Annotated in this window: 17 protein-coding genes; 2 read left to right on the plus strand and 15 right to left on the minus strand. The window is 44.2% G+C overall.

The genetic code is table 11. The features are described from left to right. Nucleotides 1-53 precede the first annotated feature (53 nt). The 10 genes from gatB to LIZ08_RS07545 all read right to left on the minus strand — a co-directional run bounded on the left by gatB (nt 54) and on the right by LIZ08_RS07545 (nt 11160). The gene (gene gatB, locus LIZ08_RS07500; RefSeq protein ID WP_003005611.1) at nt 54-1496 is read right to left on the minus strand and encodes an Asp-tRNA(Asn)/Glu-tRNA(Gln) amidotransferase subunit GatB; all 1443 of its coding nucleotides are present in this window, start codon (nt 1494-1496) and stop codon (nt 54-56) included. Further along, complete coding sequence (gatA, locus tag LIZ08_RS07505; protein ID WP_227038604.1) at nt 1496-2962, minus strand: Asp-tRNA(Asn)/Glu-tRNA(Gln) amidotransferase subunit GatA; 1467 nt, start codon at nt 2960-2962, stop codon at nt 1496-1498. The genes gatB and gatA overlap by 1 nt, the downstream gene beginning before the upstream one ends. Further along, nucleotides 2962-3264, minus strand: a complete 303-nt coding sequence (gatC, locus tag LIZ08_RS07510; protein ID WP_070575453.1) for an Asp-tRNA(Asn)/Glu-tRNA(Gln) amidotransferase subunit GatC — start codon at nt 3262-3264, stop codon at nt 2962-2964. Before gatC ends, gatA begins: the two co-directional genes overlap by 1 nt. Before the next feature lie 118 nt (nt 3265-3382). After that, nucleotides 3383-4876 carry a glycosyltransferase gene (locus LIZ08_RS07515; RefSeq protein WP_227038605.1) on the minus strand — a complete coding sequence of 498 codons (1494 nt, stop codon included), beginning with the start codon at nt 4874-4876 and terminating at the stop codon, nt 3383-3385. After that, nucleotides 4873-6156, minus strand: coding sequence for an accessory Sec system glycosyltransferase GtfB (locus tag LIZ08_RS07520; RefSeq protein ID WP_227038606.1), 1284 nt, complete (start codon nt 6154-6156; stop codon nt 4873-4875). Before LIZ08_RS07520 ends, LIZ08_RS07515 begins: the two co-directional genes overlap by 4 nt. Before the next feature lie 25 nt (nt 6157-6181). Further along, nucleotides 6182-7069 (minus strand): glycosyltransferase family 2 protein, encoded by an 888-nt coding sequence (locus LIZ08_RS07525; RefSeq protein WP_227038607.1) that lies wholly within the window; start codon nt 7067-7069, stop codon nt 6182-6184. Beyond that, entirely contained in the window at nt 7056-8279 is a 1224-nt protein-coding gene (locus LIZ08_RS07530) for a glycosyltransferase family 8 protein (RefSeq protein WP_227038608.1), read from the minus strand. Before LIZ08_RS07530 ends, LIZ08_RS07525 begins: the two co-directional genes overlap by 14 nt. A gap of 112 nt (nt 8280-8391) precedes the next feature. After that, entirely contained in the window at nt 8392-8970 is a 579-nt protein-coding gene (locus tag LIZ08_RS07535) for a cysteine hydrolase family protein (RefSeq protein ID WP_049490805.1), read from the minus strand. Beyond that, a complete protein-coding gene (gene codY / locus LIZ08_RS07540; RefSeq protein WP_045759799.1) occupies nt 8970-9758 on the minus strand; it encodes a GTP-sensing pleiotropic transcriptional regulator CodY in 789 nt (262 codons plus the stop codon). Before codY ends, LIZ08_RS07535 begins: the two co-directional genes overlap by 1 nt. 187 nt (nt 9759-9945) lie before the next feature. Beyond that, complete coding sequence (locus LIZ08_RS07545) at nt 9946-11160, minus strand: pyridoxal phosphate-dependent aminotransferase (protein WP_049473129.1); 1215 nt, start codon at nt 11158-11160, stop codon at nt 9946-9948. A 208-nt stretch (nt 11161-11368) separates the two neighbouring features. Here LIZ08_RS07545 and LIZ08_RS07550 point away from each other — a divergent pair, with 208 nt between their 5' ends. Then, nucleotides 11369-11821: a universal stress protein gene (locus tag LIZ08_RS07550; RefSeq protein ID WP_003008541.1), complete on the plus strand. Its 453-nt coding sequence runs from the start codon at nt 11369-11371 to the stop codon at nt 11819-11821. Between the two features lie 286 nt (nt 11822-12107). Here the strand turns inward: LIZ08_RS07550 and LIZ08_RS07555 are convergent, their stop codons facing one another. Then, nucleotides 12108-13508, minus strand: a complete 1401-nt coding sequence (locus tag LIZ08_RS07555) for a Cof-type HAD-IIB family hydrolase (protein ID WP_227038609.1) — start codon at nt 13506-13508, stop codon at nt 12108-12110. Nucleotides 13509-13570: 62 nt separating this feature from the next. Here LIZ08_RS07555 and LIZ08_RS07560 point away from each other — a divergent pair, with 62 nt between their 5' ends. Next, nucleotides 13571-14533: an asparaginase gene (locus LIZ08_RS07560; RefSeq protein WP_227038610.1), complete on the plus strand. Its 963-nt coding sequence runs from the start codon at nt 13571-13573 to the stop codon at nt 14531-14533. 85 nt (nt 14534-14618) lie between these two features. On the opposite strand, the gene recG is transcribed toward LIZ08_RS07560, so the two are convergent. The 4 genes from recG to LIZ08_RS07580 form a co-directional block, all read right to left on the minus strand. After that, nucleotides 14619-16634: an ATP-dependent DNA helicase RecG gene (gene recG / locus LIZ08_RS07565; protein WP_227038611.1), complete on the minus strand. Its 2016-nt coding sequence runs from the start codon at nt 16632-16634 to the stop codon at nt 14619-14621. A gap of 57 nt (nt 16635-16691) precedes the next feature. Further along, the gene (gene alr, locus LIZ08_RS07570) at nt 16692-17804 is read right to left on the minus strand and encodes an alanine racemase (RefSeq protein ID WP_227038612.1); all 1113 of its coding nucleotides are present in this window, start codon (nt 17802-17804) and stop codon (nt 16692-16694) included. Then, nucleotides 17791-18156, minus strand: a complete 366-nt coding sequence (gene acpS / locus LIZ08_RS07575; RefSeq protein ID WP_049515909.1) for a holo-ACP synthase — start codon at nt 18154-18156, stop codon at nt 17791-17793. The genes alr and acpS overlap by 14 nt, the downstream gene beginning before the upstream one ends. A gap of 86 nt (nt 18157-18242) precedes the next feature. Then, entirely contained in the window at nt 18243-19271 is a 1029-nt protein-coding gene (locus LIZ08_RS07580; protein WP_227038613.1) for a 3-deoxy-7-phosphoheptulonate synthase, read from the minus strand. Nucleotides 19272-19306 lie beyond the last annotated feature (35 nt).

The raw sequence follows: 19306 nt of genomic DNA on the forward strand, positions 1-19306 counted from the left end.
TAACACAATTTTATGGTTAGTAAAAACCAACCTCTCGGCTGGTTTTTTCTCTATTACTCTTCTTTCAACTTCGCCAATTCTTGAGCAAGTAACTTGAGGGCTACTTGTGGGTTGGCTTGACCTTTGGTTGCTTTCATGAGGAAGCCTGTAAAGGCCTTGTCCGCATTCCGTTTCCCTGACTTGAAGTCAGCTACGGCTGCTTCATTGTCTGCAAAGACTTGGTGGATGATTGGTATCAAGACTTCAGGATCTGAAATCTGTACCAGACCAGCTTTTTCGACGTATTCACGCGCGCCGCCACCGTTTTTCGCCAAGTGAACGAAGACTTTCTTGGCAATCTTAGATGAAATGGTTCCATCTTCGATAATGGCAATCATTTCAACCAAGTTTTCTGGTGTCAATTGGATTTCTTCCAGCGTTTTGCCTTCTGCGTTCAAGAATTGTGCGACTTCACCTTGGAGCCAGTTAGACACTTGTTTAGCATCGCCACCAAGGGCTACAGCTGCTTCAAAGAAGTCAGAAGTAACTTTCGTCGCTGTCAATTGGTTGGCATCATAGTCAGACAAACCAAGCTCTGCCACATAGCGAGCTCGACGGTCTTTTGGAAACTCTGGCAACTCAGTACGCATTTCCTCGATCCACTCATCTGAGATTTCAAACAATGGAAGGTCTGGTTCTGGGAAGTAACGGTAATCCGCTGCTCCTTCTTTGACACGCATAAGAATCGTGCTCTTATTCGCTTCATCATAACGACGTGTTTCTTGACGAATGACACCACCTGAACGCAAGATTTTCGCTTGGCGCTCCACTTCGTATTCAAGACCTTTACGGACGTTTGAGAAAGAGTTCAAGTTTTTCAACTCCGTCTTGGTACCAAATTCCTCTTGACCGTATGGGCGAAGGGATATGTTGGCATCCACCCGCATCGATCCTTCTTCCATCTTGACGTCTGAAATACCAGTGTACTGGATGACTTCTTTCAAAGCTGTCAAATAGGCGTAGGCTTCTTCAGGAGAACGCATATCTGCTTCAGATACGATTTCGATCAAGGGCACCCCTTGACGGTTAAGGTCTACATAAGAGAAACCGTCTGTTCCGTGGGTGTTCTTACCGGCATCTTCTTCCAAGTGGGCCCGTTCAATCCCGATTTTCTTAGTTGAGCCGTCTTCTAATTGTACTTCAATCCAACCGTTGTAACCAATTGGCTCGTCAAATTGCGAAATTTGGTAGGCCTTTGGATTATCAGGGTAGAAATAGTTCTTACGGTCAAAGTGCATGTGCTGATGAATATCCATATTCAGCGCCAAAGCAGCCTTGATACCAGCATCCACAACACCCTTGTTCAAGACAGGAAGCACCCCTGGGAAAGACCAGTCGATCACATTGGTATTGGCATTTTGCTCGTTTCCAAAGTGGGCAGAGGTTGGTGAGAAAATTTTTGAGTTTGTATTCAATTCAACGTGGACTTCAAGTCCGATGACTGTTTCAAAGTTCATTAATTGTCACCTCCGAAAATTAGGGGTTGTTGCTTATGGTAATCCGTCGTTGCTTCAAAGGCAGCTGCAGCTTGGTAGATGGTTTCTTCAGAATACTTGGGACCAATCAACTGCAACCCAACCGGAAGACCTTGCGCAAAACCTGCGGGAATCGAAATCCCTGGAAGACCTGCCAAGTTGACTGGAATGGTCAAGAGGTCAGCCAAGTACATGGCAACCGGATCATGGTTGAGCGAATCCAAATCAAAGGCCACGCTTGGAGCTGTTGGACCAAGGATAAGGTCGTAATCTGCAAAGACTTTTTCGAAGTCTTGGATAATGAGGGTACGGACTTGACCAGCTTTCTTGTAGTAAGCATCATAGTAACCAGATGACAAACTAAAGGTACCAAGCATGATACGGCGTTTGACCTCATCGCCAAAGCCTTGACTACGAGTGTTCACGTAGATATCATCCAAGTTCTTGGCATCTTCCGCACGGAAACCATAGCGAATACCGTCGAAACGTTGCAAGTTTGAAGAAGCTTCAGATGAAGCGATGATGTAATAAACGGCAACCCCGTATTTAGAGTGTGGAAGGCTGACTTCTTCGACAGTCGCTCCCAATTTTTCAAAGTGTTTGGCCGCATTAAGGATAGTTTCTTTAACTTCTGGGTCAATCCCTTCACCGAGGTATTCCTTAGGAAGGGCAATCTTCATGCCTTTAATGTCTTGACCAATCTTAGAAGTAAAGTCTGCTACACGAACAGGTGCAGAAGTTGAATCCTTGGCATCTTCGCTGGCAATGACATTAAGCAATTGAGCATTTTCCTTAACCGTTGGTGAGAAGGTACCAATTTGGTCAAGTGAGCTACCAAAGGCAATGAGACCAAAACGGGAAACCGTTCCATAAGTTGGTTTGAGACCAACAATCCCGTTGAAGGCAGCAGGTTGGCGGATAGAACCACCGGTATCCGAACCAAGGGACAAGCGGACTTGCCCTGAAGCTACAGCTGCAGCAGAACCACTAGAAGATCCACCAGGCACCTTGCTGTGGTCCCAAGCATTCTTGGTTGGTCCATAGTAAGAAGTCTCACCAGATCCACCCATGGCAAATTCATCCATGTTGGTCTTTCCAATGACAATCATATCTTTGGCTTTGGCATTGGCAACAGCTGTCGCATCAAAGATTGGCTCGTAGTTATAGAGCATTTTTGATGCCGCAGTCGTCAAGATGCCATCTGTTGAGATATTGTCTTTGACAGCGAGTGGAATCCCTGACAGGAGGTTGTCTGCATCGATTCCTTTTTCATCAATAGCCTTGGCTTGTGCAAGGGCAGCTTCTTCGGCCACCGTTACAAAGGCGTTAACTGCTTCTTCACGCGCCTTGATGTCTTCAAGAGTCGCTTGTGTCAATTCCGTTGCCGAAATTTCCTTAGAGACAAGGAGGTCGTGCAACTCTTCAATGGTTTTATGGTTGAATGACATTAGGCATCTCCTCCATCTTCTAGGATAGCTGGTACCTTGATGTAGTAGTTATCTTTTTCAGGTACATTTTTAAACAAGCGGTCACGGTCCGTCCCTTTTTCAGCGATATCCGGACGCAATACGGTCTTACGATCCGCCATGGTTGTTGTTGGGGCAACACCTGTTGTGTCCACTTCTTCCAACAATTCCACCATGTCGACAATCTTAGACAAGGTTGTCGCAAACTCAGCTGTCTCTTCTGGAGAGAATTTCAATTTTGAAAGATTGGCAACGTGGGTTACCTCTTCTTGCGTAATTTTCATCTTGCTTCCTTTCGTGAAATGATGATTTTTCAATACCCTCTATTTTACCATAATTTAGCCCAATTTGCTTGCCTTAGAAAAAATCTGTAGGACTTTTTTGTCGCTACAGATTCTTCATTTATATTTCTTTTCCGCCGAATTGCCCTATCTCCATTAGAGTCTCTTTCCAGACTTTCTGGACGTTAGATGCGAGGTAAGAAGAGGCCAAGTCATAAGAAGCCTGATGAAATGGAGCGAGGTCCCTTTCAAAGAGCTGCACCAGCTTGTCCGCCAACTCTTTCACAAATTGTTCTTCTGGCATTGTCTCGCTATAAGCTACCAAAAAGCCATTTTCACCCTCTTTTATAAAAGTCGGATTTCCATAACGGGCATCAAAGCCCAGCAAGGCCAAACCTGCTCCAGCCGCCTCCATCAAAGTCAAACCAAAGGTCTCCCACTGAGAAGTGGTGAGGTAGGCTTGGTAGCAAGGATAGATCTGCTGAAGATCCGCATGACCTCGTAGGTGAATATAATCTTGTGCTGAAAGCTCCTGAATCAGGTGGCACAAGTTGTCCGCTTCTCCACCCTTTCCATAAATATCAAACTGAAGGGTTGGGAGTTGTTCATGAGCTTGGGCCACTACTCGAATAGCCAAATCGATGCGTTTTCTTGGATCCAAACGGGAAGCTGTGAGCACACTAAAGGGAGGTCTGTCTCCTAGTGATTCCGTCAATTCTTCTAGATGCCCTACTGGAATGCTATAGATTGGAATTCCTTGGCATCCTTGTTTAGCAAGTGTCTGCTCCAAGACTTCTTTTTGAAGATCCGTTGCTGTGATGAAATAATCGAAGCGTTTGGCATACTTGAACACATAATAATACTCATAGTTGAGATGGCCATTTTCAAATTCATGCTCCGAATGAAACACCATGGCGAGCTTTGAAGGGGCAGGTTTCTCCAACAAAGGACGGGCAAAATCCATGCGCGAAGCCCGGTCAAGCAGAATCAAATCTTCTTCTTTTAGCGACAGCTGCGACAAAAAACGTCTCATCACTTCTGTATGGTTGCTCAAAACCTCAGGCCCCAGTTTATAGAGCCAGCTACCACCGAACCTCGATTCTTCAAAAGCGATAGTCCCATCTTGATGGTGATAGGTCCGTCTGAGTACACTACCATACTGAAAATACTCTGTGACAAGTTTACAAGCTCCATAATACTCTCGCTTGATTCTATTTCCAGCCAAAAGATAGTCTACATAGCGGACACAGTTTGGATGATAGGGATCCAGATGAAAGGTCAGGGCGTTTCCATCCGCAAATTGGTAGCGAATGGCTCTTTCCGTTTTTTCAACAACATCCAGGCGCGTCAGTTGAAACTCCATTTGCAAGGCCCCAACCGTCTTTTGAGGGACCGTAGTCTGTTGATCCGTAAAAGCTAAATGAGCAAAAAGCAGTTCCTCATCCCGGTGCCCCAATGAGAGGTAATAGGCCAATTTTTCTGGAGTGGGCCAAGTGGTAAAGACAAACTTCGCTGCCACTCCTAGTCCCCGGAGCATCTTTGCCCGAGAGGCTTGTGCAACATCGACCCCATTGGGTTCAAATCCCACTAATAGATTAAAGGTATAAATGGTCATGCGGTCCCTCCCTCTAATCGCTTAAACAGCTCTTCCAAAACTTCTTTTTCAGGTAATTTCAAGATTCGCGCTTGCTCTCTCACCAATTCTTTATAGGTCTCTGGATGCTGGAGCAAGATATCTAGTTGCTGTTTCATTTCTTCGACTGTCTCAGTGATCGTGCTCAAGTTTTTATAGGCTTCATGGTGCACGGTAGTCTTCAAACCAAACAAGACCTGCCCATTTTCAAGAGCATGAAGGCTACTGCTCCATACTTCTTCTCCTCGGTTGCAATCCAGATAGATTGAGCAACTAGATAGCAAGTCCTCATATTTGTCCAGCGAAATCCCTGGATAGAGGCGCACATTGGAGCGAGTCGCTAAGTCTGTTAATTTCGGACCCATAGCCGTCAAGGCAGCAATGTGAAAGGTCACTTGTGGGAAGTGATGGACCAGACTAGATAAGCCTTCGACCTCTTGAGAAGCCGTCATGACCAGGGCTTCTGGTCGAAAACTTTCCTGCTCCACATCTACCAGCCCTGACAAGACTGTGATTCCGTCTTTTTTCTCCCTCAACAGACCATCTTCTACCAACAAAATCTGACTGACTTGTTCTTTGATCTCGTCTAGATCATGAGAGTCATTGGCACAGTAGGCGAGTCTTTCCTTTGGTATCTCTTTCACAACATCTAGCAATGCCTTGTCCAGTAAAAGAATAGCTTCATCTTCCGGCAAGACTTGTTCTAAGACAGCTCTTTGCAGCTCTTCCTTACTGGCATACAGGCGATCCCGTCCCTTAGGAGATTGAAGCAAAAAGGTTCCTTGTGAGACAAAGTGAAGCAAGACTTCTTCTTGCTGACGGTTCAAATAGATGTCTAAATAGGATTGGCCAGCTTCTGTAAGGAGACTCTGTTTGCTTCTCCAGCCATAGCGGTTGTAGACATCAATGGATACGATCTCTTCTGCCTGAGCAAACCATTCCACTCTGTCAACCGTTCGTGACAAGATATCCCCTCGCAAAACCACGTTGGCACGACGTTCCTCCCCATCAAAAAGGTAGGTCGTGATCCCTAGTGTCCAACATTCCCATAATTCTGGAACCGCTAGATCATTGAAAAATAAAGGTTTTCCAATTTTTGATGCTGGGTCTTTTTGGGTAAAAAAGGTCGCAAGACTCTCTGTCTGTTGATCCAAATCTGTTTCCAAATTGGTCACAAACACACGATAGGGCTGGCCAAGTTTGTCCAAGTATTTTTGCAAACGATCTAGCTCTCTGGTCTGCTCTGATGCAATAATGAACATGCTGATCCTTTCTCGTTAATAAGGGTTAGTCCATGGTTTCAACAAAACGGAGGTTGGTCACCACGCGCTCATAGGTTTCTGACCCTTGCAAGCCTGCTTCCTCTAATTTTTCAAGGGCCCGTTTCAAGCGCGTTTTATAGATATAACGATGCCAGGTCAAATCATAGCCCAACATCCCCAGTAGAGCCAACTTCTCCTGCTTAGCTTCCATCTCATCGACGACTCGCTTTTCTGTCCAAACTTGGGACAGAGTATCTGCACGGCCCACACGATACCAATAAATACATTTCTCCGTATGAACTACCCGATGGGCTTTTAAGAAGAGCTTATACATGAGAAAGTTGTCTTCGACATTTTTTCCGACTGGAAAACGAAGCCCTTCAAATAAGTTACGCTTATAGAGCTTCATCATGGCACAAGCCCAGGCCATATCTCTGGTCTCCTGGATGGCATCGTGGTCCATGATCTCGCGTCCCTCATAAAGAGTCTCTGAATAATCGTCGTCTGTTACCTTGATCAAGTATTTGCTACTACTGTCATCATAGAGGTTATAGTTGGCTACGGAAACATCCGCATCATACTTCTTCAGTTGACGATAGAGCACTTCTACATAATCCTCCGTCACCCAGTCATCTGGATCAATAAAGGTAATGTAATCACCAGTCGCTAGCTCAATCCCTGTATTCCGAGCAGCAGATAAGCCCCCATTTTCTTGGCGAACGTAGCGGATGCGCGCATCCTTCCTAAAAAATTCTTTACAGATCTCTTCTGACTGGTCAGGCGAACCATCATTGACCAGGATAATTTCCAAATGAGGGTAGGTCTGATGGATAACCGTTTCCAAACATTGTCTCAAATAAGCTTCTACATTATAGATGGGAATGATGATACTCACTACTTCATTTGTTTCCATGCTTCTTCTCATTTCTCTTTAAATAATCGCGAATCGCTGCCACCATCTCCTGCACCTGATCATCCGCAAACACTTGGTTCACACCATTTTCTACATGATTGGTTCCTTCAAAAGAGAAAATCGGTAAGTCCAATTGATGGATCGTTTGCGTCATCTGATCCACCTCATCATAGGGATTGATATCCAAATAGAAATCCAATTTTTCTAGGACCTTTCGACTGGTCAAGGGATCAAAAGAGGGATAGAGAAAGAGGTTGGGGTAGCGTTCCAATTGCACCAAATTAAAACCAAAATGGCTATGGGCAAGAACATGAATCGCTACGTCTGGTAGCTCTTTTAACAAGGTCTCCAACTCGTGGATATCTGCTGTATGGGTATAAATGGCAGCATGATAAGGAAATTCTCCCACTAGGTCTTGATAGGTTTGCTTCAAAATCGGTTTTCGAAGCAAAATTTCCTCCCAAGAGAGGGCATAGTAAAACCACCATTGTTCCCGAAAACGATTGAATCGTTTGGAGGTCCATGGTTTATTATGAGAGGTGTAGTGAATGACCGCCGGAATCCCTTGAAAGGCATCATACCAATCCAAGTCCCCATAGAGGTACTGATCCTTATCAGATCCTACTTGTAAATTATAGGTCCAAGGTAATGGAAACCACGCATCTTTGAAATACAGATTCAAAATTCCTTGATCTCCATAAACATGCTGATGGTGTTCACGAGTGAGGTCAAAAAGCGCCTCTGTCACTTGGTGCTCTTGCCACCAAGTCTTATCAATCACCAAAAGTCCAGCATTAAAACCATCTGTCGTCGTTGGCTTATCGACCACTGCACCCAGTCCATAACCTTTTAGATCAACCTCAAATAAAGGCGATAAATCCTGTGTAAAGATCATGTCACAATCCAGATAGAGGATCCGTTCTTCCTCCACAAACTCTGGAATAGCGTAACGGAAATAGGTCGCATAGTGAATATGGTCGCTTGGAAGCAAGAAGGATTGGAATTGCTCAGGAGACATCCGACAATTGATCACTTCTGAATCCAACTGGCGCAAGCGCTGATTCATGATAGTAAACCACTCTGTTGGTAGATCTTCATTTAAGACATAAATTTTTAACTGGTCCTGATAGGCACACAGTGACTTCATAGCGGTTTCCAACTTTTCCATATAAGATAGATCCGCTGAAAACACGACAGCTTTTTTACTCATAACTCCCCCTTATTTTCTTCCATTAGAATACCATTTTCAAGAGAGGAAGACAATTTCTAGGCCCGAAAAAGAGGCCCAGACAAATGTCTATGACCTCTTTTACAATCTTTTCTTATTTAGTATCTAATACAGCTAGTGCGCTGTCTACCAAGCTTGCCCCTAAGACATGCTTGAAATGATTCAAGGCAAACTGGTGATTTTCAGGAGTGAGCGACGCCACTGCAGGTTCCACGACTTCGATCTGGTAGCCGAGATTGTAGGCATCAACCGCTGTATGGAGGACACAGATATCAGTCAAGACCCCAGTCAAAATAACGGTATCTACATGGCGTTCCCGCAGGCGGATATCTAGATCCGTTCCTGAAAAAGCAGAATAATGACGTTTGTCCATCCAAAAGACGCGTGGATCCGCTTTGTGCTCCCGATAAAAATCTGCTAAAGGGCCGTACAAATCACGTCCACTGGTCCCAATGATATTATGAGGTGGGAAGAGCTTGCTTTCAGGATGAAATGGATCCTCTACATCATGCGCATCAATGGCAAAAAAGACATAGGCTCCTTGGTCAAAGGCCAATTGGGTCACCTGAGCAATGGTCTCAGAAATGGCTTGTGCAGGAGCACCTGCCGTAAGCTTACCATCATCTGCTACAAAATCGACAGTGTAGTCAATTGAAATCAAGGCTTTTGTCATTAGTAATCTCTTTTCTTAATTTCCTCAAAGATATCTGGAATCAACACCTTGAGATAGGTTCCCTTCATTCCAAGAGAACGGCTTTCAATAATACCAGCTGACTCCAATTTCCGGAGTGCATTGACAATCACAGAGCGGGTAATGCCAATCCGATCCGCGATGATAGAAGCAGTCAACTGCCCCTCATTTCCTTTCAATTCACTAAGGATGGCAGAAACAGCCCGCAACTCAGAGTAAGACAAGGTATTGACAGCCATATTCACCGCTGTCCGACGACGAATATTCTTCTCGTCTTCCTCACGTTGGTAGTTCAACATTTGAATCCCTACCACGGTACTCGCAATCTCAACCAAGATCAAATCATCATCCGCAAACTGTTTATCATTGCGCCAAATGATCAAGGAACCCAACCGAATCCCAGAAACATGGATAGGCGCAATGGTGGTCAAGCCATCAGGAAATTCAGACTTGGTTTCGACCGGAAAGATACTCAAATCATGGTCCACATCTAAATTAGCTTCTGTATCGTAGACCAAACTAGCCGCCTTGGCATAATCTTCTGGTAATTTTTTATTTTGAAAGAAAGCTTCTACCCGGTCATTGTTGGTCTTGTAACGCATGAAATAACCAAGAAGGGTTCCCTTGCTATTAATGATACAGGCATTACAGTGGATAATATCCGCTAATTGCTGGGCAATATCATTATAAGGCATCTCGACCTGCAACTGTTCATCAGTCCGTTTCAAGATGGATGTAATTTTACGTGTCTTTTCTAATAAGTTTGCCATAATAAACCTCGCATATAGTCAGATCAAGTATATCATATAAGTGTGGGAATTTCAATCAAATTATCTGAAAATTATTTATTTTTTCTACAATTATGCGCAATTCAGAAAAATGTCGTTTCGATGACATGGATTTTATAAAATGAATCAAAAAAAGATTGAAGACTTTCCTCTTCAATCCTTTATCTAATTAACGTTTGTATTGTTTCAAGAAACGAGTCATTTTTTCTTGAATTTGAGCTAACTCATCGACACGTGGAAGGTAAACGATCCGGAAGTGATCTGGATCTTTCCAGTTAAAGCCACGGCCATGAACCAAGAGAATTTTTTCTTGCTTCAAGAACTCTAAAACAAATTGTTCATCATCATCCACGCGGTACATGTCCCGATCAATCTTAGGGAAGATATAGAGACCAGCCTTCGGCTTAACAGCTGAGAGGCCTGGAATATCATTAATAGCTTTGTAGATAAAGTTGCGTTGTTCGTAGATGCGACCACCTGGAAGCAAGAGTTCATCCACAGATTGGTAGCCTCCAAGAGAGGTTTGTACAACTTGTTGAGCCAAGACATTTGAACAAAGACGCATATTGGACAACATGTTCAAGCCTTCGATATAGCCCTTCACGTGATGCTTGGGTCCGGACAGAACCATCCAACCAACACGGAAACCGGCAATCCGGTGAGATTTTGACAAGCCATTCATACTCACACAGAAGAGATCCGGCGCTAAACTTGCGATAGCCGTGTGTTTTTCCCCATCCATGACCAAACGATCGTAGATTTCATCTGCGAAGATAATCAAGTTATTTTGTCGAGCGATCTCTACAATCTCAAGTAGGATCTCATCTGGATAGAGGGCACCTGTTGGGTTATTCGGGTTGATGACAACGATAGCTTTAGTGTTTGAGGTGATTTTCGACTTGATATCTTCAATATCTGGATACCAGTTTGCTTCTTCATCACAAAGATAGTGAACGGCATTCCCACCAGCTAGGCTGACGGCTGCTGTCCAAAGAGGATAATCCGGCATGGGAACCAAGACCTCATCCCCATTGTCCAAAAGTCCTTGCATGGACATGACGATCAGCTCACTCACTCCATTCCCAAGGTAAATATCATCAATATCCACATTTGGAATTTTTTTCAACTGGCAGTACTGCATGATAGCCTTGCGGGCTGAAAAGATCCCTTTTGAGTCTGAATAACCTTCACTATCACGCGCATTCATGATCAAATCATGGATGACTTCATCTGGAGCTGTAAAGCCAAATTCAGCAGGATTCCCTGTATTCAAACGGAGAATTTTTTCTCCATTTGCGCGCATGCGCATGGCTTCTTCCAAGACTGGACCACGAATATCGTAAGCGACATGTTCGAGTTTGCTTGATTTATTATATTCCTTCATATTCTGCCTCGATTCACGAAATTATCTCTATTATACCACTAGTTGAAATAGAGTACAAACCGAGGACTTTAAAAATTCTGCAAAATTATAGCAGAAAAGAGAGACTTTACCTTTACATTCTAGCTCAAAAGAGATAAAATATAAGTGTATAAAGAATAGGATTCCCTTCTATTCTATCCATGTTTTCAAGCTATAAGGAGGTAGGATTATGTCTCAAAAATACGAAAACATTATGGTCGCTGTCGACGGTTCTCATGAAGCAGAATTAGCCTTTGAAAAAGGGGTTAACGTTTCTCTTCGCAACGGCTCTAAATTGACTATTGCCCACGTCATCGATACCCGTGCCCTTCAAAGCGTCTCAACTTTTGATGCTGAGGTCTACGAAGAATTGCAAGAAGAAGCCAACGAATTGCTCAAGGGCTACAAGGAACGTGCTGAAAAAGTCGGCGTTCAAAATGTTGTGACTGTTGTAGAAATGGGAAATCCAAAAGTCCTCTTAGCTAATGATATCCCAAGTAAAGAAGGGGTTGACCTTATTATGGTCGGAGCTACCGGACTCAATGCCTTCGAACGGTTAATGGTCGGATCCTCCTCAGAATATATCCTTCGCCACGCCAAAGTAGACTTACTAGTGGTGCGTGATAAGGATAAAACCATGTAAGAAAGAAAAAATTATATTGAAAACTTTCCTTAGGTGAGTACGGACGTCAGCGACCTTCTTCGAAGTTCCATGACTAAGTTTTGAGCCTAAGGTCTCAAAACTCCCGAGTGCTAGAAACAATAGTGTTTCTAGCACTTTTCTCACGGCGGAAAGTTTTTCAATATTTTTTATAAATTTTAAAAATAAGAACATATTTCGACTTCTTTGTGGAACACTTTACTTATCTTAGTAAAAAATAGTTTGTCTACATTCTAAAAAAGGTTTGGAACAAAGGTTCCAAACTTTTTTAGTTGTCTTTTTTTGTTTCTTTTTGTTTTGCATGTTTTTCGTAGGCCTTGAGCTGGCGATCGAGTTCTTTTTTGATAGCTGGTTCTGGAGCGTATTTTTCTTCCCAATCATCTGGCTTCAGAATTTTGTGGGTTACTGGATCAAAGTGCGCCTTTCCATCTGGGAAAATCTTGCCCATATTGGCCCGGTGAACAATCTCAAAGACCTCTTCAGGATCGACCCCCATTAGTACAAAGCTACCATAAGTCAAATAGAGAGTATCAATCAAGGCATCAACCTGCCCTACCATGGAGATCTCAGCTGGATGCTTGCTCCGAACCTTATCTGCAGCCTTATCCAAGGCTTCGTGAAGAGCGGCTACCGAGCGGTCAAATTCTTCCTCACTTGTGCTAGCTGCTCGGACAAATTCTACCAACTCCTCTTGCTTGAACATGGTTCGATAAAGGGCGTCTTGAGGTTGCCAAACAACTGGTTTCTCCTGGGTTTCTCCATCCATCACACCATGGAAGGTTTTGACCTTATTGAAGTGATCATCCTTAGAAAGAAAGAGTTCTTTCTCTGAGAGAATACCAAAGTGTTGCAGGGCCTTTTGGATGCCATCCTTGCCATTACTAGTCGTGGTATGCTTAGCAATTGCCTTGACACTGGTCGTCCCATTTCCCATCGCAATAGACAAGCCAACACCTGACAGCATCTCTAAGTCATTATCCGAATCTCCAAAAGCCATCACCTCATCAATGTCAAAGCCAAATTCCTGACCAACGATGCGGATCCCTTCTAGTTTGGAAATGCCTGGGTTGAGGACGTCTGCTGCAAAAGGACTAGACCGTGTGAATTTCAGATGTGGAAACTCTTTTTCAATTTTTGCAGTCTCTTCTGGGCTCGATAAGATCAAAACTTGATAAATTGGTTCTTGCGCTAGTGCATAGAGGGTGTCCTGATCTTGTGGGACGACCTTGCTAACCACTTTGTTAAATCCACGACTGACTGTACGGGCCATTTTGCGGGGCACAAAGCGACTGGACCAGGTTGAAATAGGACTCATCCCAAAACTCATGATCCGAGAACCAAATACCCCATCCTTGGTACCGAGAGCAATTTCCTTGCGGTGTTCTCGAGCATAGTCAATTAGTTGGTGCAGACTCTTTTTATCGATTGGACTGGTGAACAGCACGCGGTCCTTGGTCAAAATATACTGACCATTATAGGTCACTGCAAAATCAAAACCATAGCGTTCCATAAACGGTTTGACAAAGGCCGGTCCCCGCCCTGTCGCAAGGCCTACATAGATCCCTTCTTCCTTTAAAGACTGAATAGCTTTTTCTGTTGATTTGAGGACCGCTCGACTATCATTCACCAAGGTTCCATCGATATCAAAAAAGACTGCTTTTATTTCCATGTCTACTGTTTCTTTCTTTTTATGATAAAATAAATTATATCACATATTCCAAGGAGCTTCACATGTTTAAGAAAATTTTAGCACTACATACCGGAGGGACCATTTCGATGGCAGCAGATGACTCTGGGGCAGTGATTACCAATGAAGTCAATCCCATGACCCAAGTCACTTCACCAATCGAAGGAATTGCAGTCACCTCAGAGGACTTCTTCAACCTTCCCAGCCCTCAAATGACCCCCCGTCACATGTTAGCCCTATATCAAAAAATCAAAGAGGAATCTCACAACTACGACGGCATCGTTATCACCCACGGGACAGATACGCTGGAAGAAACGGCTTATTTCTTGGATACCATGGAGTTACCAGAGATCGCTGTGGTCATTACAGGAGCTATGCGAAGCTCCAACGAGCTCGGAAGCGATGGCGTCTATAATTTTCTGACAGCCCTTCGAGTAGCTGCCGATCCAAAAGCACGTGATAAAGGCGTCTTAGTCGTCATGAATGATGAAATTCATGCGGCTAAGTACGTCACCAAAACCCACACCACCAATGTCAGTACCTTCCAGACACCAACCCACGGCCCACTAGGTTTGGTCATGAAAAAGGAAATCCTCTTCTTTAAAACAGCTGAGCCACGAGTGCGCTTCGATCTCGATAAAATTGAAGGTTTCGTTCCCATTATCGCTACTTATGCTGGTATGAAAACTGATTTGCTAGATTTACTGGAACACTCAAAAATTGATGGCCTCATTATTGAAGCCTTTGGAGCTGGAAATATCCCTAAAGAAACTGCCCATAAACTCCAAGAATTCATAGATGCCGGACTTCCAATCGCTTTAGTATCCCGCTGCTTCAACGGGATCGCAGAACCAGTTTACGCGTATGAAGGAGGTGGCGTCCAACTCCATCAAGCCGGTGTCTTTTTCATCAAAGAATTAAATGCCCCCAAAGCTCGCATCAAACTTCTCATCGCCCTCAATGCCGGCCTAAAAGGACAAGAACTCAAAGAATATATCGAAGGGTAGCATAAGATACAAAGCCCGTAAAATGCCATCTTAAAAGTGAGTAGAGTGGAAACAACACATTTCCACTCTACTCACTTTTTATGATCTAATCTAAATGTTCTTGCTTCTCCAGATAAAGAGAGAGCAAATGCCAATCTGGGTGTTCTCGCCAATCTGGAGTGGCTACGATCTGGCTAGCAACTTTCCTTGCTTCTTCAAGAATAGGATAATCTTCAACTAGGTCTGCTACTTGAAACTCTGGAATTCCTGATTGACGGGTTCCAAAAATTTCACCTGAACCCCGCATTTTCAAATCTTCCTCTGCCAGCACAAACCCATTAGTCGTCTCTGTCATGATTTTCATACGCTGTTTGCCACTATCTGTTTTAGGATTGGCCACTAGAATAGCATAGGATTGCTTATTTCCCCGACCAACCCGGCCTCGAAGCTGGTGCAGTTGGCTAAGACCAAATCGATCTGCATCCATAATAACCATAACGGTTGCGTTCGGTACGTTGACTCCTACTTCAATAACAGTCGTGGATACCAAAACATCAACTTGGTGCTCTTTAAAGGCCTGCATGATGGCATCTTTTTCTTCACTTTTCATCTTCCCGTGAAGAGGAGAAACGCGCGCCCGCTGACCAAAGAAGGCTTCTAACTCCTCCTGGAGGGCAAGGGCGTTTTTCAGATCTAGTGCTTCTGACTCCTCAATCAAGGGAGAGATAAAGTAGGCTTGAGAACCTTTTGCGAGCTCTTTTACCAACCAGTCGAGGACCACTTCTAACTGCTCATGCTTGACCCAACGCGTGATGATTTCCTTGCGTCCCGCAGGCATCTGATCAATGATGGACACATCCATATCTCCAAAAGCCGTGATGGCCAAGGTCCGGGGAATGGGGGTTGCCGTCATCATCAGAACGTCTGGATTTTGTCCCTTTTCTCGAAGAATACGACGTTGGGAAACCCCAAAACGGTGTTGCTCATCAATAATGACCAAGCCTAGATCTTGGTAGTGAACTCCCTCTTGAATCAAGGCATGTGTCCCCACAATCAGTTGAGCTGTTCCTGAGGCGATCTCCTCTAAGACTTCTCGTTTCTCAGCTGCCTTTAATCCTCCCGTTAAAAGAGCAATTGGCAAATCCGGAAAAAGATTTTGCAAGCTTTCCTTGTGTTGCTCTGCCAAAATCTCCGTTGGAACCATCAAGGCTGCTTGCTTACCAGCGCTTAAAGCTGCATACATGGCAAGACCAGCCACGACTGTCTTCCCGCTTCCCACATCCCCTTGAAGCAAGCGGTTCATATGATAAGGAGAAGCCATATCTATCAAGATTTCATTCAAGCTGTTTTCTTGAGCTTGCGTTAGCTCAAAAGGAAGCTGTTTTTTTCGTTCTGCTAATTTTTCTGGATCCCAGGCCAGGGAAATTCCTTGGCTGGCTTCGTGATTTTCTTCTTTTAGCACTTGGAGCTGTAGCTGGAAAAAGAGGAGTTCTTCAAATTTCACCCGACGAAGGGCTTGCTTGTACTCTGCTAGATCCTTAGGAAAATGCATAGCCTGCACTGCTTGAGAGCGTGACAAGAGTTGATAACGCTCCCGCAAAACTTGGGGCAAATTCTCTTCTAAAAGCTGATCCAAGCCCTGATCGAATGCTATTTTGATCAATTTCACCAGGCTGTTTTGGCTGACTCCTTGCGTCACCCGATAGACTGGCTGCAAATCATCTTCCACTTGAGCCAGGAGCTTCATTCCTGTCAAACTGCCTTTTGCCTTGTCCCATTTCCCAAAAATCGCTACTGTTTGCTGAACCTCAATTTTGTCTGCTAAATAGGGTTGGTTGAAAAAATTAACCGCAATGACCTGGTCTCCTTGTTTGATTGAAAAGCGCAAGCGATTTCGTTTGTAACCATAATATTGGACATTGGCTGGAGTTGCTACCACCCCAGAGATAACTGCTTTTTCCCCATCTTCCAGCTCTAAAACATTGCGGGTTTTGAAGTCTTCATACCGAAATGGAAAATACAAGAGTAGATCTTCTAAGGTTTCAATCCCTAATTTTTTAAATTTTTCCGCAGATTTTGGACCGACGCCAGTCAGTACGGATAAGGGTTGGTGTAAATTCATTGTTCCTCCTTTCTTTTATAAAAAAGCAGGTCCTTCAGGGAAAACCCACCTGCTTTTTTATTCTTCACCTGCATAGTCACGAGGAATCCGATCACTCAAGAGACAGACTACTTCATAATTAATGGTACCACGGTAGTCCGCAATCTCTGTTGCCGTAATTTCTTTCTCGCCGTCTCGGCCAATCAGGGTAACCTTGGTTCCCAGAGATAATTCTTCTGGAAGGCGAACAGTAATCTGGTCCATCGAAACTCGGCCAACAATGGGACAATAGTCCCCCTTAATCAGCACATGGAAATTTTGCATCTGTCGGATCCAACCATCTGCATAGCCGATAGGAATCGTTCCAATCCATTGGGCATCTTCCGTCGTATAGGTTGCCCCGTAGCCAATATCTTGACCGGCTTCTAACTGTTTGACATGAACTAACTCACTTACTAAACTCAAGGCTGGCTTGATTTCATAAGGCAAGGCTAGCACCGAACCACTTGGATTCAAGCCATACATGACATCTCCCAGACGAACAGCTGTGAAAATCGTATCTGCATGCCACAAAGAGGTGGCTGAATTACTAGCATGAACAATCGGAGGAAGGGTTTCAAGTGCAGCCAATACTTCTTTGAAAAAGTGATATTGCGCTTGAAATTTTCGATCATCTGCTTCATCTGCTGTCGCAAAATGAGTAAAGATTCCCTCAATTTCAGCACCAGCTACTAAGAGAAGGCGTTCAGCCTCTTTGATCTCTTCGATAGTTCGGAATCCAATCCGCCCCATTCCAGAATCCACCTTGATATGGATCTTCAATCCTGAAAGATCTGCTTCTTCTCCAAGCAATTGATCCAACCAAGCAAGACTAGCCACCGTTAAGCGGATGTCATGCTCTTTGGCCAGACTCACTGTTTCGCTTGGTACCACTCCCAAAATCAAAATAGGGTGTTGCAAGCCTACCTCACGGATTTCGAGGGCTTCATCCATATTGGAAACACAAAAACCATCTACCTGAGACGCCAATTTCTTCGTCACTGCAACAACCCCATGACCATAGGCGTTAGCCTTGACGACTGCATATTTCAAAGCTTGACTCGGAATATGTTCACTGACTTGTTGCACATTAAAGGCAATGGCATCCAAATCGACTCTTGCAACAGTTGGTCTATGTTTACTTGCTTTCATTTTCTTCCTCCAAAATGACACTGGTCGAGACTAAGTCTCCCTTGTGACTGATCGAAATCCATACCTTCCCAGAAAAAGGAGACTTGGAAAAATAAGGAGCTCCTTGGGCATCATTTAAAATTTCTAAATCTTGAAAGCCAACCGGTCCAATCCCTGTTCCCATTGCCTTTGAAAAGGCTTCTTTAGCAGACCATCGACCCGTTAAATATTCCATTTTCCGCTTTCCGGACAATTCCTCAAAGCGCGCCCGCTCAGCCTCAGTTAAAACTTTTTCTACAAATCGTGCATTCTTTTGATAGGCTTTTTCAATCGCAGTGATCGATTCAATATCGATCCCATGTCCTTTGATCATCTTGTTTTATCCTTATTTGTTGTCTCAATATCTCTTTACTGACAAAAGAGAAGGGGCCAAAGAATCACTCCTTCCGCCCCTGCCTTTTATTTATTCATCGTTGCAATTTCTTTGACCAAGGCCTGTGTTTTTTCCCAACCCAGGCAAGGGTCTGTGATCGATTGACCATAAACCACCGGTTCATTTTGACGGCCATCTTCTAAGTAAGACTCAATCATGAAACCACGAACTAAGGATGCTAAATCTTTATTCCAAGCACGGTTCATCATGGTTTCTCTCACGATGCGTACTTGCTCTTTAAATTGTTTTCCAGAATTATCATGGTTGGTATCCACCAGGATGAAGGGATGTTGCAAGCCCATTTCGCTATAGCGTTTTGATGCCGCTAGCAAATCTTCATAATGGTAATTTGGAATATTCTTACCACTTGCATCCAAGCCTCCGCGAAGGATAGCATGGGCCAAAGGATTTCCTGATGTTTCCACTGCTTGGGCATTGAACAAGAAATTTTGGGGATGTTGGGCCGCATAAATCGCATTAAACATGACGGAAAGATTTCCTGATGTTGGATTCTTCATGCCTGTTGGAGCAGAGATTCCACTTGATACAAAGCGGTGCTCCTGGTCTTCGACTGAGCGCGCTCCAATCGCGTGGTAGGAGATCAAATCTTCGACATAAGGAAGACTGCCTGGATAAAGCAATTCGTCCGCAGTCGTTAAACCAGTTTCTGTAATCACACGATAGTGAAGATGGCGCACAGCTTTTAAACCAGCCACAAAGCTTGGTGCGGCCTGTGTATCTGGTTGGTGCATCAAGCCTTTATAGCCATCCCCATTGGTCCGAGGCTTAGCCGTATAGACCCGCATCACAATAAAAATCTGATCTTTCACTTGCTCTTGCAGGTCTGCCAAGCGACGGGCATACTCCATCACCGCTTCTTCATTATCAGAAGAACAAGGCCCAATCACAAGAAGGATCCGTTGGTCTTCTCCTTTGATAATCGCCTCTAACTCTCGATCACGCGCTTCTTTACGCTCCAAGGCTGCACCTTCCAAGCGGTACAGCGAAGTGATCTCTTGCTCATCAATCTTATTGCTCTTCGTAACGAATACCATACGGCCCCCTTCTACTACCTAGCCCCTTCCTCTCT

Origin of the sequence: Streptococcus sp. 210928-DFI.4.42, from assembly GCF_020554365.1 — a bacterium.
GTDB lineage: Bacteria > Bacillota > Bacilli > Lactobacillales > Streptococcaceae > Streptococcus > Streptococcus parasanguinis_S.